General features: G+C 72.0%; 15 protein-coding genes and 2 tRNA genes. 13 read left to right on the top strand and 4 right to left on the bottom strand.

The genetic code is table 11. The annotated features are described in order from the left end of the window. Positions 1-139 precede the first annotated feature (139 nt). On the bottom strand, positions 140-1,063 hold the full coding sequence (locus ABZ635_RS23915; RefSeq protein WP_357769076.1) for a PaaX family transcriptional regulator C-terminal domain-containing protein: 924 nt from the start codon (positions 1,061-1,063) through the stop codon (positions 140-142). A gap of 168 nt (positions 1,064-1,231) precedes the next feature. On the opposite strand from ABZ635_RS23915, the gene ABZ635_RS23910 reads away from it, so the two are divergent. The 4 genes from ABZ635_RS23910 to ABZ635_RS23895 all read left to right on the top strand — a co-directional run bounded on the left by ABZ635_RS23910 (position 1,232) and on the right by ABZ635_RS23895 (position 7,542). Further along, positions 1,232-2,386: an acyl-CoA dehydrogenase family protein gene (locus ABZ635_RS23910; protein ID WP_357769074.1), complete on the top strand. Its 1,155-nt coding sequence runs from the start codon at positions 1,232-1,234 to the stop codon at positions 2,384-2,386. 106 nt (positions 2,387-2,492) lie between these two features. Next, entirely contained in the window at positions 2,493-4,205 is a 1,713-nt protein-coding gene (locus ABZ635_RS23905) for an AMP-binding protein (RefSeq protein WP_357769072.1), read from the top strand. Positions 4,206-4,235: 30 nt separating this feature from the next. Continuing rightward, the gene (locus tag ABZ635_RS23900; protein WP_357769070.1) at positions 4,236-6,839 is read left to right on the top strand and encodes a bifunctional salicylyl-CoA 5-hydroxylase/oxidoreductase; all 2,604 of its coding nucleotides are present in this window, start codon (positions 4,236-4,238) and stop codon (positions 6,837-6,839) included. After that, a complete protein-coding gene (locus ABZ635_RS23895) occupies positions 6,817-7,542 on the top strand; it encodes a prolyl oligopeptidase family serine peptidase (RefSeq protein ID WP_357769068.1) in 726 nt (241 codons plus the stop codon). The genes ABZ635_RS23900 and ABZ635_RS23895 overlap by 23 nt, the downstream gene beginning before the upstream one ends. A gap of 147 nt (positions 7,543-7,689) precedes the next feature. On the opposite strand, the gene ABZ635_RS23890 is transcribed toward ABZ635_RS23895, so the two are convergent. Beyond that, positions 7,690-8,754: a M48 family metallopeptidase gene (locus ABZ635_RS23890; protein ID WP_357769066.1), complete on the bottom strand. Its 1,065-nt coding sequence runs from the start codon at positions 8,752-8,754 to the stop codon at positions 7,690-7,692. Between the two features lie 229 nt (positions 8,755-8,983). On the opposite strand from ABZ635_RS23890, the gene nadD reads away from it, so the two are divergent. The 7 genes from nadD (at position 8,984) to ABZ635_RS23855 (ending at position 14,394) form a co-directional block, all read left to right on the top strand. Beyond that, the gene (gene nadD, locus ABZ635_RS23885; RefSeq protein WP_357769064.1) at positions 8,984-9,637 is read left to right on the top strand and encodes a nicotinate-nucleotide adenylyltransferase; all 654 of its coding nucleotides are present in this window, start codon (positions 8,984-8,986) and stop codon (positions 9,635-9,637) included. 48 nt (positions 9,638-9,685) lie between these two features. After that, positions 9,686-10,084, top strand: coding sequence for a ribosome silencing factor (rsfS, locus tag ABZ635_RS23880; protein ID WP_357769062.1), 399 nt, complete (start codon positions 9,686-9,688; stop codon positions 10,082-10,084). 42 nt (positions 10,085-10,126) lie between these two features. Continuing rightward, positions 10,127-10,750 (top strand): histidine phosphatase family protein, encoded by a 624-nt coding sequence (locus tag ABZ635_RS23875; protein WP_357769060.1) that lies wholly within the window; start codon positions 10,127-10,129, stop codon positions 10,748-10,750. Positions 10,751-10,827: 77 nt separating this feature from the next. Further along, positions 10,828-10,900, top strand: a tRNA-Ala gene (locus ABZ635_RS23870). Next, on the top strand, positions 10,859-11,581 hold the full coding sequence (locus tag ABZ635_RS23865) for a lactococcin 972 family bacteriocin (protein WP_357769086.1): 723 nt from the start codon (positions 10,859-10,861) through the stop codon (positions 11,579-11,581). Before ABZ635_RS23870 ends, ABZ635_RS23865 begins: the two co-directional genes overlap by 42 nt. Before the next feature lie 65 nt (positions 11,582-11,646). Next, a complete protein-coding gene (locus ABZ635_RS23860; protein WP_357769058.1) occupies positions 11,647-13,707 on the top strand; it encodes a hypothetical protein in 2,061 nt (686 codons plus the stop codon). A gap of 27 nt (positions 13,708-13,734) precedes the next feature. Continuing rightward, positions 13,735-14,394, top strand: coding sequence for an ATP-binding cassette domain-containing protein (locus tag ABZ635_RS23855; protein WP_357769056.1), 660 nt, complete (start codon positions 13,735-13,737; stop codon positions 14,392-14,394). A 48-nt stretch (positions 14,395-14,442) separates the two neighbouring features. Here the strand turns inward: ABZ635_RS23855 and ABZ635_RS23850 are convergent, their stop codons facing one another. Continuing rightward, positions 14,443-16,197 carry an ABC transporter ATP-binding protein gene (locus ABZ635_RS23850; protein WP_357769084.1) on the bottom strand — a complete coding sequence of 585 codons (1,755 nt, stop codon included), beginning with the start codon at positions 16,195-16,197 and terminating at the stop codon, positions 14,443-14,445. Positions 16,198-16,348: 151 nt separating this feature from the next. Between ABZ635_RS23850 and ABZ635_RS23845 the strand changes: the two genes are divergently transcribed. After that, entirely contained in the window at positions 16,349-16,930 is a 582-nt protein-coding gene (locus ABZ635_RS23845) for a helix-turn-helix domain-containing protein (RefSeq protein ID WP_357769054.1), read from the top strand. A 76-nt stretch (positions 16,931-17,006) separates the two neighbouring features. Here ABZ635_RS23845 and ABZ635_RS23840 read toward each other — a convergent pair whose 3' ends face one another. Continuing rightward, on the bottom strand, positions 17,007-17,300 hold the full coding sequence (locus ABZ635_RS23840) for a co-chaperone GroES (RefSeq protein ID WP_357769082.1): 294 nt from the start codon (positions 17,298-17,300) through the stop codon (positions 17,007-17,009). A gap of 172 nt (positions 17,301-17,472) precedes the next feature. Here ABZ635_RS23840 and ABZ635_RS23835 point away from each other — a divergent pair. After that, positions 17,473-17,545: transfer RNA gene (locus tag ABZ635_RS23835), tRNA-Ala, on the top strand. Positions 17,546-17,595 lie beyond the last annotated feature (50 nt).

The following is a 17,595-nucleotide window of genomic DNA, read 5'->3' as shown; positions in this document are numbered from 1 at the left end:
TTGGGCGAGGGAGTTCAGGTGTTGCGTCACAACAAGACCATGGGCTCCCTCGCCTCATGCTCAGACCACGCACCCCTGGGAATTACTCATCTAGGCGGACCGGCGTCCGGGCGCTCCCGACCGTGCCGGGCCCGGTCGGCTACGGGTCGGCGGGGCCGCCCGGAGCCGAGGCCGATCGGACGTGCTCCAGGCCGGGGCCGCGCAGCAGGGCGTGCAGCTCGAAGAAGACCCGCGCCGCCCGGCTGCCCGCCCAGCGGTCGGGGAGCAGTTCCGGTGGGAGGCCGGGATCGAGGTAGGGCATCCGGCGCCAGGCGTCCACCGCCCGCAGGTGGTCGGCGAAGGCCGCCGCGCGCGTGTGCCGGTCCTGGAAGTCCTCGGTGCTCCGACGCCGCCACGCGGCCGCGACCGGTTCGTGCTCGTCGAGGAAGTCCTGGTACATGGCCTGGAGCCCGGGGAGGTCCCACCAGCGCTCCACGGACGAGGTGAGGTCGCGAAATCCCAGGTGGGAGGCGTGGAAGAGCTCCGCGTGCTCTTCCAGGCCGAGGTCGCGCAGCGTCGCGCGGGCCTGCGGCGCCAGGTGGGCGGGGGCGACCCACACACCGGCGGCGGTCGTTCCGAAACCCAGCCGGGTGAGCTGGGCGCGCAGGGCGTGTCGGCGGCGCCGCTCGGACTCCGGCACCGAGAACACCACGAGCACCCAGCCGTCCTCGACCCGGGCGACCCGGTGGCCGAAGATGCGCTGGTCCCCCTCGGCGAGGATGCGCCGCCCCCGTTCCGACAGGCGGTACCCGGCCGCCCCGCCGAGCCGTTCGGGCTCCAGCAGCCCCCGGCGCTTGAGTCGGGACACGGCCGAGCGCACGGCGGGTCCGTCCACGTCGAGCCCGGACATCAGTGCGATGAGGTCGCCCACGCCGATCCATCCCCCGAGGTCACGGGCGTGGGTGCCGAAGAAGGAGACGATCAGTGACCGGGGCCGTCGGCGCTCGGCCTCCGTCGCGGTACGCGTGGGTTCGTCCGGCGGGGGGTCGGCGGCCCCGGCTGGCCGGTCGCTGTTGGACGTCACGCGGACACGATAGCGGCCTCCGCGCTCCGCCCCCGGACGGCGCCCGTCGCCATCGGAGGTCCGGTGCGCGCCACACCACACCTCATAGAGGACTGTTGACGGTCGTCAAGATTATTGTACATTGATGATGTGGCGTGGATCACGTAACGACGAGAGCCGAGGCCGCCCATGGAGCTCCCCCGCATCGACATCGACCACGTGTTCGCGTCCTGGGTCCGCGAGCGCGCCGCCGACCTCGGCGCCGCGCCGCCCGCCGCGCCGCCCCCTGCGGCGGCCGTCGCCGCACCCCGGGGCCGGGTGGACCGCGCCCTGCTGCTGCGGCTGGGAGCGTCCGGCCTGCTTCCGGCGCTCTTCCCGGGCGCCACCGGCGACGGACCCCCGCGCGAGGCGCCCGCCACCCGCCTGTGCCTGTTGCGCGAACACCTGGCGCGCGTCGACACCCACGCCGAAACCGCGCTCGCCCTCCAGGGACTGGGCGCCTACCCGCTCCTACAGTCCGGCACCGACGACCAACGGCGGCGCTGGCTCCCCGAGGCCGCGACCGGCCGTGCCGTCGCCGCCTTCGCCCTCACCGAACCCGACGCGGGCTCCGATGCCGCAGCCCTCGCGCTGAGCGCCGACCCCGTCGGGTCCGGCTGGCGCCTGCACGGCGAGAAGACCTGGATCTCCAACGCGCCCGACGCCGACTTCTACACCGTGTTCGCCCGCACCACGCCCGGTGCCCGCTCCCGGGGGGTCACCGCCTTCTGTGTCCCGGCCGACCGGTCCGGGCTCACCGGCTCCCCGTTGGAGATGCTCTCCCCGCACGCCCTGGGCCACCTGGTCTTCGACGGCGTCGAGGTCGGCCCCGACGACGTCGTGGGCGTTCCCGACCACGGGTTCGCCGTGGCCATGCGCACCCTGGACCTCTTCCGGCCCAGTGTCGGAGCCTTCGCCGTGGGCATGGCGGACGCCGCGCTCGCCGCCGCCCGGGAGCACGCCGCGCGACGGCAGGCGTTCGGCGGACCACTGGACGCCCTCCAGACCGTCGCCCACACCCTCGCCGAGATGGCCACCCGCACCGAGGCCGCCCGGCTCATGGTCTACGCGGCCGCGAGCGAGTACGACTCCGGCGGCCCCGACATCACACCACGGTCCGCCATGGCCAAGCTCGTCGCCACCGAGAACGCCCAGTTCGTGGTGGACGCCGCCGTACAGCTGCACGGCGCCAGCGCCCTGCGCCGAGGGCACCTGCTCGAACACCTCTACCGGGAGGTACGGGCACCACGGATCTACGAGGGCGCTTCGGAGGTCCAACGCCAGATCATCGCCCGCCACCTCTAGGACGTCCTGTGGATGCCTTCGCGGGCCGGCGACGCGAGCGCGCGACGATCCGAAGAACAGGCCCCGGCACCACCGGCTGACGTCCCCCGCCCAACGGAGGCCCAGCATGTCGCACCAGAACCCGGCCGACCCTTCGACCCCCACCGGCGAACCGACCCCGCCCGCGACCCCCGCCGCCGTGACGCTCACCGCCTCGGCGCACGAGGACACCTTCACCCGGGACCACCTGCCCCCGCCCGAGGAATGGCCGCTGATCCGGCCGCTGGAGCACGCCGACCGCCTCAACTGCGCCGAGGAGCTGCTCGACGGCACCATCGCACGCCTGGGCCCCGACCGCCGCTGTGTGGTCGGCGAGCACGAGAGCCTCACCTACGGTCAGCTGCGGGACCGCGTGGACCGCGTCGCGCACGTCCTGGTGGACGAGCACGGCCTGCGGCCCGGGCAGCGGGTCCTGTTGCGCGGACCCAACGCCCCCTGGTTGGCCGCCTGCTGGCTCGCCGTCCTCAAGGCCGGGGGCGTGGTGGTCACCGTCCTGCCGGTCCTGCGTGCCGGGGAACTGGCCACCCTGCTCCGATCCGCCGAGATCACCCACGCGCTCTGCGACGCCCGCTTCCTGGACGGCCTCACCGAGGCGGGCGCCGACCTCGGGGACCGGGCCCCCGACGTCCTCGTTTACGGGGGCTCCGGCCCCGACGACCTCACCGCCCGGGTCGCGGCCCACCGGGACGGCGGGGCGCCCGCACGCTTCGACGCCGTTCGCACCGCGGCGGACGACGCCTGCATGATCGCCTACACCTCCGGCACCACCGGGGAGCCCAAGGGCTGCGTGCACTTTCACCGCGACGTCCTGGCCGTCGCGGACACCTACTCGGCCCGCGTCCTGCGGCCCGAACCGGACGACCTCTTCGTCGGCAGCCCGCCCTTCGCCTTCACCTTCGGCCTCGGCGGACTGCTCGTCTTCCCGCTGCGGGCCGGGGCCGCCACGGTCCTCCTCGAACGGCCGCGTCCCGAAACGCTCCTGGACGCGGTGACCGAGCGCGGCGCCACGATCGTGTTCACCGCGCCCACCGCCTACCGGGCGATGCTGCCCCGGCTGGAGGGCCGCGACCTGTCCACGCTGCGCCGCTGCGTCTCCGCCGGCGAGCACCTGCCCGCCGCCACCTGGCGGGCCTGGTACGACGCCACCGGTATCCGGATGCTCGACGGCATCGGCGCCACCGAGATGCTGCACATCTTCGTCTCCGCCACCGACGAGCACATGCGCCCCGGCTCCACCGGGCGCCCCGTCCCCGGGTTCGAGGCCGCCATCCTCGACGACGAGGGCGCTCCCGTCCCCGACGGCCAACCCGGACACCTGGCCGTCCGGGGGCCGGTCGGCTGCCGCTACCTGGCCGACGAACGCCAGCGCGAGTACGTGCGCCACGGGTGGAACCACACCGGTGACACCTACGTGCGCGACGAGGACGGGTACTTCTGGTACCGCGCCCGCAGCGACGACATGATCGTCTCCGCCGGGTACAACATCGCCCCGGCGGAGGTGGAGGAGGCCCTGCTCACCTCGCCGGACGTCGAGGAGGCCGCGGTGGTCGGCGTCCGCGACCCCGACCGGGGCCTGGCGGTCCGCGCCTACGTGGTGCCCCGCGCGGGGCTGACCCCCGACACGGCGCTGGCCGACCGGCTCAGGGAGCACGTCCGCGCGCGCATCGCCCCCTACAAGACCCCGCGCGCCGTCGTCTTCCTCACCGCGCTGCCCCGCACCGCCACCGGCAAGCTCCAACGGTTCCGGCTCCGTGAGGGAGCCGACCCGGACGCGCGGTGACGGGACACCTCAGAACAGGAAGGCCGCACGATGCGCATCGCGTGTATCGGGGCGGGGCCCGCGGGACTCTACTTCGCGGCCCTGGCCCGCCAGCTCGATCCCACCCACGACATCACCGTCTACGAACGCAACGCCCTGGACGACACCTTCGGGTTCGGCGTGGTGCTCTCCGACGAGACCCTGGGCGGCATCGAACACGCCGACCCGGTGGTCTACGAGACGATGGCGGCGGAGTTCGCCCGCTGGGACGACGTCGACGTCCACCACCGGGGCCGCGTCACCACCTCCGGCGGGCACGGGTTCGCCGCCATCGGCCGCCGTCGGCTGCTCCGGATTCTGCGGGACCGCTGCGACGAACTCGGGGTCCGGACCATCGGCTCCACCGAGGCCCCGCCCGCCGACGCACTGGCCCGGACCCACGACCTGGTCGTCGCGGCGGACGGTGCGCACAGCCGCACCCGAACCGCCCGCGCCGCGGACTTCGGCACCGAGCTCGAACGGCACCGCAACCGCTTCATGTGGCTCGGCACCGACCTGGTCTTCGACGCCTTCAACTTCCACGTGCTGGAGACCCCGTACGGGGTCGCTCAGCTGCACTGCTACCCCTACTCCGCCGACGCCAGCACGTTCATCGTCGAGATGACCGAGGACGTGTGGAGCGCGGCCGGGTTCACCGACCGCGACCTGGCACCGGGGGAGAGCGACCTGGCGGCGGTCTCCCGCTGTGAGGAGCTCTTCGCCGGAGTCCTGGGCGGGCACCGCCTGCGCCCCAACAACTCCCGCTGGCAGCGGTTCACCACCGTGCGCAACCGCACCTGGCACCACGGCACCACGGTCCTGCTCGGCGACGCCGCGCACACCGCCCACTTCTCGATCGGTTCCGGCACCAAACTGGCCATGGAGGACGCGCTCTCCCTCGCCGTGTGCCTACGCGAACAGCCCACCACGGAGGCGGCCCTGCGCGCCTACGAGGACGAACGCCGTCCCGTCGTGGCCAGTACGCAGCGGGCGGCGCGGGCCAGCCTGGAGTGGTTCGAGGACATCGCCCTGCACGTGGACGCCGAACCGCTCCAGTTCGCCTTCGACCTGCTCACCCGGAGCCGCAGGGTCACCTACGACAACCTGCGCCTGCGCGACCCGGAGTTCGTCGCCCGGGTCGACCGCTGGTTCGCCCGCCAGGTCGCGGGCGATCTGGCGGGGCCCGCCGACCGCCCGTCCGAGGAGCCCGCGAGGAAGACCGCCGATCCGGCCGCCGTGTCTCCCGGGACGGGGCGGCCCGCCGCGGCCCCGGCCCCGCCCCCGGCCGGAGCCGGAACCCCGGCCCCGGAGACCGCCGCACCCGCGCCTCGACCGCCCATGTTCCACCCCTTCCGGCTCGGCCCCCTCCTCCTGGAGAACCGCGTCGTCGTCTCGGCCATGGACATGTACTCGGCCGTGGACGGGCTGCCCGGCGAGTTCCACCTCGTCCACCTGGGCGGGAAGGCGCTCGGCGGCGCCGGACTGGTCATGACCGAGATGGTGTGCGTGTCCGCCGACGCCCGCATCACCCCCGGCTGCGCGGGCCTGTACACGCCCGAGCAGGAGGCGGCCTGGCGCCGCGTCACCGCGTTCACGCACGCCCACAGCCGAGCCCGGATCGGGGTCCAGCTCGGCCACGCCGGACGCAAGGGCTCCACCCGGCGCATGTGGGAGGGCATCGACCAGCCGCTCCCCGCGGGGAACTGGCCCCTGGTCGCACCCTCACCGCTGCCCTACCGGGAGGGCGTCAACCAGGTGCCCGGGGAACTCGACCCCGCCGCCATGGCCCGCGTCCGCGAGGACTTCGTCCGAGCCGCCCGCTCCGCCGACCGCGCCGGATTCGACCTCCTCGAACTCCACTGCGCCCACGGCTACCTGCTCTCCTCCTTCCTGTCCCCGGTCACCAACCACCGCACCGACCGCTACGGGGGCGACCTCACCGCACGGCTCCGCTACCCACTGGAGGTCTTCGCCGCGGTCCGCGCCGTCTGGCCCGAGCACAAGGCCCTCACCGTCCGCATCTCCGCCACCGACTGGGTGGAGGACGGCACCACCGCCGACGACGCAGTGCGCATCGCCCGCGCACTGACCGACGCGGGCGCCGACGCCATCGACGTCTCCACCGGACAGGTCACCCCGGACGAGCGGCCCGCCTACGGGCGCAGCTACCAGGTGCCCTTCGCCGAACGCGTCCGCCGGGAACTCGGGGTGCCCGTCATCGCGGTCGGCGCCATCTCCTCCCACGACGACGTCAACTCGACGGTCCTGGCGGGCCGCGCCGACCTGTGCGCCCTGGCCAGGCCGCACCTCTACGACCCCCAGTGGACTCTCCACGCCGCCGCCGACCAGGACTACTCCGGCCCGGGAGCCACCTGGCCCGCGCCCTTCCGGGCGGGCAGCCGCAGGCCTCCCACGGGACGGGCCGACGGGCCGCGCCCCCGCCTCGACCTGCTACGTTCCTCCGAGGCACCGGCCACCCGGCACCGGCGGTGGCGTCCGAGCAGCCCGGCGGACCCCACGGCGCGGGCGGCACCGGCGCCTCCGGAGAGCCCCGAAGGAGCGCCGGGACCGCACACGAGACGAGGAGACCCCGGTGACGACGACGTCCTACGGTGAGCACCCGAGTCAGATCGTCCACCGCCGGGACCCCGAGGGAACCGACGGGCCCGCCCCGGTCGCGGTGCTCCTGCACGGCGGCTGGTGGCGGGACCTGCACGACGCCCGCCTGATGGACCCGCTCGCCCGCGACCTCGCCGCGTCCGGATGGGCCGTGTGGAACGTCGAGTACCGGCGCACCGGCGACGACGGCGGCGGGTGGCCGCAGACCCGCGACGACGTCGCCCGTTCCCTCGACCTCCTCGCCGCCACCGCCGACCGCGACCCCGGCCTCGACACCTCCCGCGTGGTCGCCGTCGGCCACTCGGCCGGGGGTCACCTGGCCCTCATGACCGCCGCCGACTCCCCGGTGACCTCCGTGGTGCCGCTCGCCCCCATCACCGACCTGCGCCGCTGCGCCGAGGCCCGACTGGGAGAGGACGCCGTCGTGCCCTTCCTCGGCGCCGACCCCGCGCCGGAGCTCTACGCGGAGTCCTCGCCCCTGCACCGGCTTCCCGTGGGCCTGCCCCTACTGGTCGTGCACGGGGACCTCGACCAGCGCGTTCCCGTCGAGCACAGCCGCGACTACGTGGCGGCCGCGCGCCGGGCGGGGGACACCGTCGACTACCGGGAGGTCCCGGGGATCGACCACTTCGCCGTCATCGACCCCGAACGCGCGGCCTGGCAGGAGGTACGCGCGGCGCTCGCGCGCGGTTGGGGCTGACCGTCCGGGCCGGACCGGAGCCTCCCGGGCCGCGGCTGAGCGGCGGCAGCGGGACGGCGGGCGCCGGGCCAACCGCCGGCCTCCGGACAGGCCGCGGGGGCGGTACCCGGCCGGACCGGGCACCGCCCCCGCGCGGTCGTGACGCGGCTACTGGCCGCCGCCCCGGTTCGCGTCACCGTCGGAGCCGCCGCTCTGGCCGCCCCGCCAGCGGTCGGCCACCGTGTCGAAGATCTGGCCCCCGGCGCGCCCCGCGCCGCCCGCCACGTCCCGGATGGTCTTCACCAGCGGGTCGGAGGAACGGCTCCAACCCTCGCGGTAGGAGTTGGCCGCGTTCGCCGCCTCCTCGGAGACACTGGCGTCCCGGTCGGTGGAACGCCGGGAGTACTGGCCGTCCAGGATGCGCTGGTACTCGCCGCTCTCGGTCCACCGCTGGAGCTCGGCCACCCGCACCACCGCGAACGGGTGGCTCTGCGGGAGGGTGGTCATCAGCTTGAGGACGCTGTCCACGGCGTCGCCGCCGCTCTCGTACTCGCGGGCCTGCTCCATGAACGCGTCGGGGTTCATCTGGGAGAGGTTCGAGCCGCCTGCCAGCTTCATCAGGGCACGCTTGGCGGCCTCGGGGTTCTGGCAGGCCAGCAGCCCCGCGCGGTCGCTGGACAGCTCCGACTTGCGCTGCCACTCCCGCAGCCCCGCCAGGATCGCCTGGATCGCGATGGCGCCCAGTGGAATCCACATGATCTTCGTGGACAGCCACACCAACAGCAGGAGCATGGTGCGGTACACCGAGTGCCCGCTCAGCACGTGACCGACCTCGTGGCCGATGACGAACCGCTTCTCCTCGTCGTTGAAGAGGTCGAACAGGCCGGTCGTCATGACGATGAACGGCTTCTTGCGGCCGATCGCCATCGCGTTGGGCTGCGGGTCCATCTTCACGTAGAGCTCGGGAACCTCGTCCAGGTCGAGGACGTAGGCGGCGTCACGGAGGTAGTCGTGCAGCTCCGGGAACTGGGTGGGGCTGACCCGCACGGCGCTGGAGAGGAACATGAGGCGGAGCGAACGCTCGTTGATCCGCCCGAACAGGGACTTGACGAGGGTGTCGAAGCCCGACAGCGATCGCAGCGCGACCAGGGCGCCACGGTCGGCGGGGTGCTCGTAGGCACGCGGGGAGATGTCGGTGAGCCGGACGCGTACGCGGTCTGGTGAGTTGGCCATATCGGCATGTTATGCGGCACGATGCCCGTTGGCCACGGTTACGGGCCATCGAGATATGACGTGATTCCCGAGTGTTTCACGAACCCCTCCGGGAAGTACGGGACACCGCCCCGCGTTCCAGCTGTTACCGGGTCGCCCGCCCGGAGAGCGGCGTCGGCCCATGGGGTCGGCTAATCTCGGTTGGCCGAAACCGGCACGACCCCAGCGCCACGGCGAAACGGAGCGCACAGTGACACACCAGGCCACCGGCGGCTCCCACGGGGGGAGCCCGCCCGCCAGACCGGGCGGCGCCGCGCCGACCCGGGTCGGCATCATGGGCGGGACTTTCGACCCCATCCACCACGGCCACCTCGTCGCCGCGAGTGAGGTCGCCCACCTCTTCGGGCTCGACGAAGTGGTCTTCGTCCCCACCGGCCAGCCCTGGCAGAAGGACCTCGCCAAGGTCACCCCCTCCGAGGACCGGTACCTCATGACGGTTATCGCGACCGCCGAGAACCCCCAGTTCAGGGTCGACCGCGTCGAGATCGACCGCTCCGGCCCCACCTACACCCTCGACACCCTCCGCCAGATGCGCGCCACCTACGGCCCCGACGTGGAGCTCTTCTTCATCACTGGAGCAGACGCCCTGGGCGCCATTCTGAGCTGGCACAACGTCGACGAACTCTTCGACCTCGCGCATTTCGTAGGCTGTAACCGGCCCGGACACCACCTCAGCGACACCGGCCTGCCCGAGGGCAAGGTCTCCCTGGTGGAGGTCCCCGCGCTCGCCATCTCCTCCACCGAGTGCCGCGAACGCGTCCGCAAGGGCGAACCCATCTGGTACCTCGTACCCGACGGCATCGTCCGCTACATCCACAAGACCGGGCTCTACCTGGAGCCCTGACCGCACCCAGCGGACCCGCACCCGACCAAGTAAGGCAGTAGGCACAACGTGACAGCCACCGACAGGGCCCTCGAACTCGTGAAGGTCGCCGCAGAGGCCGCCTCCGACAAGCTCGCCCAGGAGATCATCGCCTACGACGTCAGCGAGCAGCTCGTCATCACCGAGGCCTTCGTCCTGTGCTCGGCGCCCAACGACCGCCAGGTCCGCGCCATCGTCGACGAGATCGAGGACCAGCTCCGCATCCAGTCCGGCGCCAAGCCCGTCCGCCGCGAGGGCGAACGCGACGGCCGCTGGGTCCTCCTGGACTACGCGGACATCGTCGTCCACATCCAGCACGAGGAGGAGCGCGGCTACTACGGCCTCGAACGCCTCTGGAAGGACTGCCCGGAGATCGAACTCCCCGAGGGCGCCCGCGGGGCCGAGCGCACCCCGCTGGACGAGTCGTAGCCTCCGCGGCCGCCCGGTCGCCGAACGAGAAAGACACACCACGTGAGCGACACCCCTCGTGTGCTGTTCTGGCGGCACGGACGCACCGCCTGGAACGTCGAGAAGCGCTTCCAGGGACAGACCGACATCGACCTCGACCCGGTCGGCCACGCCCAGGCCGAACGGGCCGGTCGTCTGCTCGCCACACTGGCCCCCGACCTCATCGTCGCCTCCGACCTCAAGCGCGCCGCCGACACCGCCGGATACCTCTCCCGCTCCTCGGGCCTGCCCGTCGAGTACGACAAGGGGCTCCGCGAACGCTTCGGCGGCTCCTGGGAAGGGCACACCGCCACCGAACTCGCCGAACGCTGGCCCGTCGAACACCCCCGCATGGACATCCCGGACGGAGAGCACATCTCCGACCTGGGGGACCGCATGCACGCCGCCATCGACCGCGGCATCGCCAGGACCCGCCCCGGCGGGCTCCTGGTCATCGTCAGCCACGGGGCCGCCCTCAGGGTCGGCATCGCCCGCATGCTGGGCATCCCCGACGACCAGCGCGAGATCCTCGGGCCCCTCAGCAACGCCTGCTGGTCCGTGCTCCAGACCCGGGGCCAGACCTGGCGGCTCATGGAACACAACGCCGCCAGCCTCCCCGAGCCCGTGGTGCTCAGCGACGACGCCTGAACCCGTTTCGACGAACCGCCCAACATCCGCTAAGGTTCAGGGAGTCGGAAGGGCACACGCCCCCACGACTCCCACACGGGGCTATGGCGCAGTTGGTAGCGCGCCTCCATGGCATGGAGGAGGTCTGGGGTTCGAATCCCCATAGCTCCACTTCTCTCCGGAACGACCTTGCTCGGGGGACTTCGTCCTCCTCGCCGGGTCGTTCCGTTGTTTTTTGTGGGGGGACGACCCCCCACACCCCCCGGTGTGCGCTCGCTGGGGCTCGCGCACGGGGGTGTTCCTGTTTGCGTGAACGCGCTCGCCGGGTCGTCTCGTCGTTTCTGTGGGGGGCGACCCCCCACGCCCCCCGGGTGTGCGCCGGGTCGTTCCGTGGTCGGGTTCACGGCCCGACCAGAAATTCTCTTCGCGCACGCGGCGCGGGAATCCTGCCGTTCGGCATGTTTACTCCTTTCTCCTGGTGATTCCCCAAAAAGAATCGACGCTCTCTGCTTGGATTGGCGTGCACTCCCAATCCGAGGAGAAGGTGAATTAGTGCGCAGTGTTCAACGTACGTCTCTCGTAGTATTTCTGTCCGGATTTCTCGCGTTCGCTGCGATCGCTCCCGTGGCCGCCCGTATCCAGAACGTCGGCGGCGGGAAGTGGGACCACGGCATGACCACGTCCCGGGTCTACTCGAACTACCTGCACGAGGCCGTGTGCCACTCGTCCACGGCGGTGGGCACCGTCACCTCCACCGGCAAGGCGCCCGCGGGCCGGTGGTCGTACGCGAGCGCACCGCGAGCGGACCGGAACAACGCCACCTACTGGAACAACGACGTCAGTTCCTGCTGAACTGAACGGCCGCGGGGGCGGCGGCGAACCGCCGTCCCTTTTCCCCCTATTTATCGGAGTGCTCGGTGTTGCACCGGAGTGTCACCTTCACCCATGTCGCCCTCCTTCTGGTCGCGGCCTTTCTTGGATTCGTCACGGTGCGCACCTACGAGGAAATGGCGATCACCGTCCCCTCCGGCGTGGTCTGGGTGAACAGCAACACCGGGGAGGCCGACCTGCCGACGATCGTCGACACGGTCGAGCGCTTCGCCCGCGACACCGGGGTGTCCGTCGCCCTGCACACACCCGACCTGTACGACCCCGGCAACATGCGGCACCTCTACCTGGCGCCCGGGGCCGAAGGGGCTCTCGCGGCGGACTGGCTGACGGCCGGATACCCCTCCTTCGGGCACACGATGCGCACGGACGTGCACCCCTTCGCCGACCTCGAACAGCCCGACCCGCGCGGGTTCTACCTCGTCTTTGGGACGGCGGCCGACACCGAACGCTTCGAGCGGGAGCTCGCCGGGATCGGACTGCGCGAGGTCTCCAGCGTCGGCGCCCAGGACCTGAACTGGACCGACCTGTACCGGTACGGCGGCGACCTCGACACGGCGCTGGTCATCCTCCTGCTGTTCGCCGTCACGGTCACGGCCTCCGGAGTCCTCCTCAACGCCCGCTCCTACGGCGTACTGCGGCTCCAGGGCCACTCCTACGCCGGCATCCTGGGACGCGACCTGGCCCAGCTGGCCCGTCTCCACCTGGGCCCGGGGCTCGGCGCCGCCGCCCTGGTGCTCCTGGCCCTGTACGTCTACAACCGGTGGTCACAGCTGACGCTGTTCGCCGCGATCTCGGGCCAACTCCTCGCACTACTCCTCGGCGCCGCCCTGGCCTCCCACGCGTTCGCTCTGGCCATGGTGCACGCCACCGACATCCCCGCCGCCCTCAAGGGGAGGCTCCCCGCCCGCCTGGCCGGGGCCGGGGCCTACCTTGTGCGGGTCCCCGCGCTGGTGTTCGTGCTCGTGGTGATCGGGCACGTCGTCGTCTCCGCCCAGAACGTCCGGGCCCAGGCGGAGAGCCTCGACAGCTACGCGGAGGCGGGTCAGGCGTCCCGACTCTCCCTGACCGGCAGCGTCGACCTGACCGACGACCGGGAGGACATGCAGGGGCTCGTCGCGGGCTGGCTGCGCCAGGCCGACGCCGAGGGCCAGCTCGTCCTGACCGCCCGGGAACGGGCCGAGAACCTCCTGCCGGTCGGCACGCCGCGCCCCGACTACGACGTGCTCGTGGTCAACGACACCTACCTGGATCAGCAGGAGGTGATCGCGGTCGGGGGCGACCGCGTCCAACCGGAGGCGCGGGTCCGCCTCCTCGTCCCCGAGAACCGGGCGGGGGAGAGGGACGCCCTCGTGGCGGGGTTCGGCCCCTGGCTGGAGTTCGTCGGCGAGGAACCGGCCCCGGAGTTTCGTGTGGAGACCACCGAGGCCGGTCAGCGGGTCTTCACGTACGGGTCACAGCAGCCCGGGGACGACCACAGCCGGTCCCACCTGGACGACCCGGTGGTGGTGGTCCTGCCCAACGGGGGAGTCCTGGACGACCACAGCTACGTCTCCTACGCGACCGGCGCGGGCCTGGTCTTCCCCGACCCCGGGGTCGCGGAGGCGTCCATCGCCCGACCGCCGTTCTCGACCTACGTCAACGGGCTCCAGATGGTCGTCACCAGCGCGGCCGACCTCCAGACACAGCTCGTCCGCGACCTGCGGCTCCAGACCTTCAACCTGTCGGCGGCCACCGTGGTCCTGCTCATGACCGCTGTCTCGGTGTGCGTCATCCACGTGCGGACCCGGGCCCAGACGATCTTCGCCCGCCATCTCGCCGGGTGGGGGTTCCTCGCCGTCCACCGGCGACTCCTCGCGGTCGAGGGAGCCCTGGCCGTGCTGTTCGTGGGCTGGGCCGTCTGGCGGACCCGGGTCGAGCTCGCGTGGCGGGCGGACCCCGCCAACCCCGTCACCGGTGAATCGGTGGCGGCGCTGGGGTACCAGCCCCTCCTGGCCGTCGCCATCGCGGCCTCCGGCCTCCTGCTCGTCACCGTCACCCTCGCGGGCTTCCACCGCCGTGTGGTGCGCGAGGGCGCGTCCCAGGCATGACCAGGCCCCCGACCCAAGGAGTACGGCGTGATCAGCACACACGACCTCGGAAAGTCCTTCGGACGACGCGTCCTCTGGGAGGGGATTCGTCTCGACATCCGGCCCGGAGAGCTCCTGGCGCTCGTCGGAGCCTCCGGAAGCGGCAAGACCACCCTGCTCAACTGCCTCGGCCTCCTCGAGGAGCCCGACTCCGGCGAGATCGTCTTCGACGGCCGCCCCGTCACCAGGTGGGGACCGGGGCGCCGCCGCCGCTTCCGCCGCGACCACCTGGGCTACCTGTTCCAGAACTACGCGCTGATCGAGAACGCCACCGTGCGCCAGAACCTCGACGTGGTCTGCCGGGACCGGGAACGGCAGCGCGAGGCGCTCGCCCGTGTCGGCCTGCCCCGGCGGGGCAGGGACCGGGTGCACCACCTGTCCGGGGGCGAACAGCAGCGGGTGGCGCTGGCCCGGCTCCTGGTCGGGCGTCCCGACCTGGTGCTGGCCGACGAACCCACCGGAGCGCTGGACCACGCCAACGGGGCCATGGTCATCGACACCCTGGGGGAGATGGCCGACGAGGGGTGCGCGGTGGTGATCGCCACCCACGACGCGTCGGTGCGTGACGCCTGTGACACGGTCTTCGACCTGGGAGGGGTTCCGTCACCCGGGGCGGGCGAACGGGTGGGAGCCCCCGTGGGGGAGTGAGGCCGCGGGTACGGGGCACGGGCCCCCGCACCCACCGCCGTGTCCCGGTCAGCCCGCCGGTGCCGCGGCGACCTCCTCGTCACGGTCGCCGGTCTCGGTGATGTGCAGCGCCGCGACCAGGTCCCGGTACAGTTCGTCGCGCTCCAACAGCTCGCCGTGGGTGCCCTGGGCGCGGATGCGGCCGTCCTCCATCAGCAGGATGCGGTCCGCGTGGATCACCGTTGACAGGCGGTGCGCGATGGTCACCACGGCTCCCCGCTCCGCCTGCCCGCGCACGCTGCGGGTGATCGCCGCCTCGGTGATGGCGTCCACCTGTGACGTCGCCTCGTCCAGGAGCAGGACGTCGGGCGAACCCAGCAGGGCCCGGGCCAGGGCGATGCGCTGGCGCTGACCCCCGGAGATCGAGTTGGCCTCAAGGGGGGTGTCCAGACCCTCCTCCAAGGCCTCCACCTTCTCCGTCAGCAGGACCTCGTCCAGGACCCGGCGGACGTCCGCGTCGGTGGCCTCCGGGTTGGTGAACAGCAGGTTCTCCCGGATGGTGCCGGGCACCACGGGAGTGTCCTGCTCGACGTAGGCGAAGTGTCCGCGCACCTGCCGCGGAGACAGCTCCCGGTAGGGGGTGCCGTTGACCGTGATCAGGCCCTCCTCCGGCTCCAGGAACCGCAGGAGCAGCGACAGGACCGTGGTCTTCCCCGCGCCGGACGGGCCCACGATCGCGGTGTGGCCGCGTCGGGGGACGGCCAGGTCGACACCGGTCAGCGCGGCCGCCGCCCCCGGCGCGTACCGGGCCGTGACACCGCTCAGCTCCAGCAGGGGCCCGTCGGGGGAGGGCTCCGGCGCGGGGTCGGACCCGTGCCGGGGTACGGCGGTCGGTTCGAGCGGGATGTCCTCCACCTCGCGGATGCGCTTTGCGGCCGCGATACCCGACTGGAGGGTGGTCACGCTCTGGGACAGCTCCATGACCGGGTTCATCAGGGTGAAGGCGTACAACAGGAACGCGACCAGGGTGGAGACCGCGATCTCCCCGGAGGCCACCCGGGTGGCACCCACACCGAGGATGGCGATGATCGCCAGCTGCACTCCGCCGAAGGCGATGGTCCAGGCCAGGGCCTCGCGGCGGACCGAGCGGACGCCGTACCGGGCCGCGTCCTCCGCGTGTTCGAGGATCTGTGATCCCAGGCGCTCCTCGGCCCGGCTCACCTTCACCGTACGGATCGCCCGCAGCGAACCGTCGAGCACGCCGCCCATGAGGCCGAGGGAGTTCTGCGCCCTCTCCTGAGCCCGGGCGATGGCGGGCATGAGGGTCAGGAAGAGGACGGTGACGACGACCACCGCGACGACGGTCACGGACAGCAGGACCAGGTCCAGGACGCCCATCATGACCAGGGTGCCGACCATCAGCACACTGCCGTTGACCAGGCTGATGACACTGCTGGAGGCGGCTTCCTTGAGCAGGACGGTGTCCGAGGTGGCGCGGGTGACGAGCTCGCCGGAGGGGCGCCTGGACATCGGGAGCAGGGCCGCGCGGAAGTAGCGGCGCACGAGGGAGGTGCGCGCTTCCAGCACGACCTTCTCCGCCACGGTGCCGAGGACGATCCAGTGCCACAGGCCGGTGACCAGGCCGACACCGAACAGGCTGAGCAGGATCGCGATGGGCATGGCGAGGCTGCCCGACTCGGAGATGGTGTCCAGTACAAGCTTGACCACCATCGGGTTGGCCAGCTCCAGGGCGGAGCCGAACAGCGCCAGGACCAGACCCAGCAGGAGCTTGCTCCGGTGCGGGCGGACGAAGGACCAGAGCACCCTCAACTGGGCGAAGCGCGGTTCCGGCGGGGCTTCCGTCGGGGTCGTGGTTGGGGCGGCATCTGCCGGTGGGTGATCAGTCATGGTTGAAATTAGGTCATAGGCGACCGATTATTGTCAACAGGTTACCGACGCCCCTACTATTGGGGGCATGGTGAAGAGCGCTCCCTCAGAGGAAGAGACCAGGACCCGTGCGCGAACCCGCCGGGCGATCCTCGACGCCGCCGTCGACGTGCTGGGTGAGAACCGGTCCGCGCCGCTGTCCCAGGTGGCCACCAGGGCCGGGGTGGCCCGGAGTACGCTTCAGCGCTACTTCCCCGAACGCGCGGACCTCGTGGCGGCCCTCGGTGACTACACCGACGAACTGGCCAACGAGGCCACCGAACGCGCACGCACCACCGAGGGCACCGCCATCGAGGCGTTCTCCCGCCTCGTCTCGGAGTACTTCGCGCTACGCCAGGTCGCCATGCTCTCCTTCACGGCAGAGGAGGGGGTTCGGGAACAGGACGAGGAGGAGTGCGGCCCCAGCGACCTCGCCCTCTACGGAATCATCGAACGCGGGCACCAGGACGGCACCATCGACCCCAGGATCACCCCGCTGTGGGCGCAGCAGCTCATGTGGTCCGCGCTCTACGCGGGCTGGGTCCACGTGACCACGGCCCGGGTCCCCGCCCTGGAAGCGCACAACCTGTGCCTCATGTCACTGGTCAAGGCCATTTCGCGGGAGCGGTGAAGAGGAGGCGGGCAGGCGAAGGGTGAAGGGGGGCGGACACGGAGAGAGGGGCCCGGGCGCCGGGCCGCCCCGACACTCACAGATACAGGCCGGTGCCCCGCTCCGGGGCCTCGTTCGCGACCGCGTGGACGTCCCGCTCCCGAAGAATGACGTAACGCTCGCCGTTCACCTCGACCTCGCCCTGTTCCTCGGGATCGAAGAGCACCCGGTCGCCCGTCTTCACGTGACGGGCCCCTGTCCCGGCCCCCCGGACCTCACCCCACGCCAGGCGGGTCGCCAGCTTCACCGTGTCCGGGATGACCAGACCCGCGCTGCTGCGACGCTCACTCGTGTCCGGGACCGTCTTCACCAGCAGGCGGTCATGGAGCATCTGGATCTCAAACTTTGATTCGGCCACCCCACCAGAGTATTCGGCCTGACCGGAGCCCGACCCCGTGCCCCGGAACACCCCACGGTCACCCCGGGTTCCCCACTGGTCCGACCCGCCCCCGACCTCCTGTAGAGTTGAGGCGTGCCGAGCGGGGAAACCGCCCGGCCTACCAGGGGCTATGGCGCAGTTGGTAGCGCGCCTCCATGGCATGGAGGAGGTCTGGGGTTCGAATCCCCATAGCTCCACTCGACTCCGAGACGACTCTGCTCGCGCGTGAACGCGCTCGCCGGGTCGT

Origin of the sequence: Nocardiopsis sp. NPDC007018 (genome assembly GCF_040635075.1) — a bacterium.
Classification (GTDB): Bacteria; Actinomycetota; Actinomycetes; order Streptosporangiales; family Streptosporangiaceae; genus Nocardiopsis.
This window is presented reverse-complemented; position numbering and strand designations above follow the sequence as displayed.

Excerpts from the sequence above, each read along its gene's own strand:
- ABZ635_RS23865 (WP_357769086.1), top strand. The coding sequence starts at position 10,859 with ATGGCATGGAGGAGGTCTGGGGTTCGAATCCCCATAGCTCCACTTCTC.
- ABZ635_RS23890 (WP_357769066.1), bottom strand. The coding sequence starts at position 8,754 with ATGGCCAACTCACCAGACCGCGTACGCGTCCGGCTCACCGACATCTCC.
- ABZ635_RS23910 (WP_357769074.1), top strand. The coding sequence starts at position 1,232 with ATGGAGCTCCCCCGCATCGACATCGACCACGTGTTCGCGTCCTGGGTC.
- ABZ635_RS23900 (WP_357769070.1), top strand. The coding sequence starts at position 4,236 with ATGCGCATCGCGTGTATCGGGGCGGGGCCCGCGGGACTCTACTTCGCG.
- ABZ635_RS23840 (WP_357769082.1), bottom strand. The coding sequence starts at position 17,300 with ATGCTCCATGACCGCCTGCTGGTGAAGACGGTCCCGGACACGAGTGAG.
- ABZ635_RS23845 (WP_357769054.1), top strand. The coding sequence starts at position 16,349 with ATGGTGAAGAGCGCTCCCTCAGAGGAAGAGACCAGGACCCGTGCGCGA.
- ABZ635_RS23905 (WP_357769072.1), top strand. The coding sequence starts at position 2,493 with ATGTCGCACCAGAACCCGGCCGACCCTTCGACCCCCACCGGCGAACCG.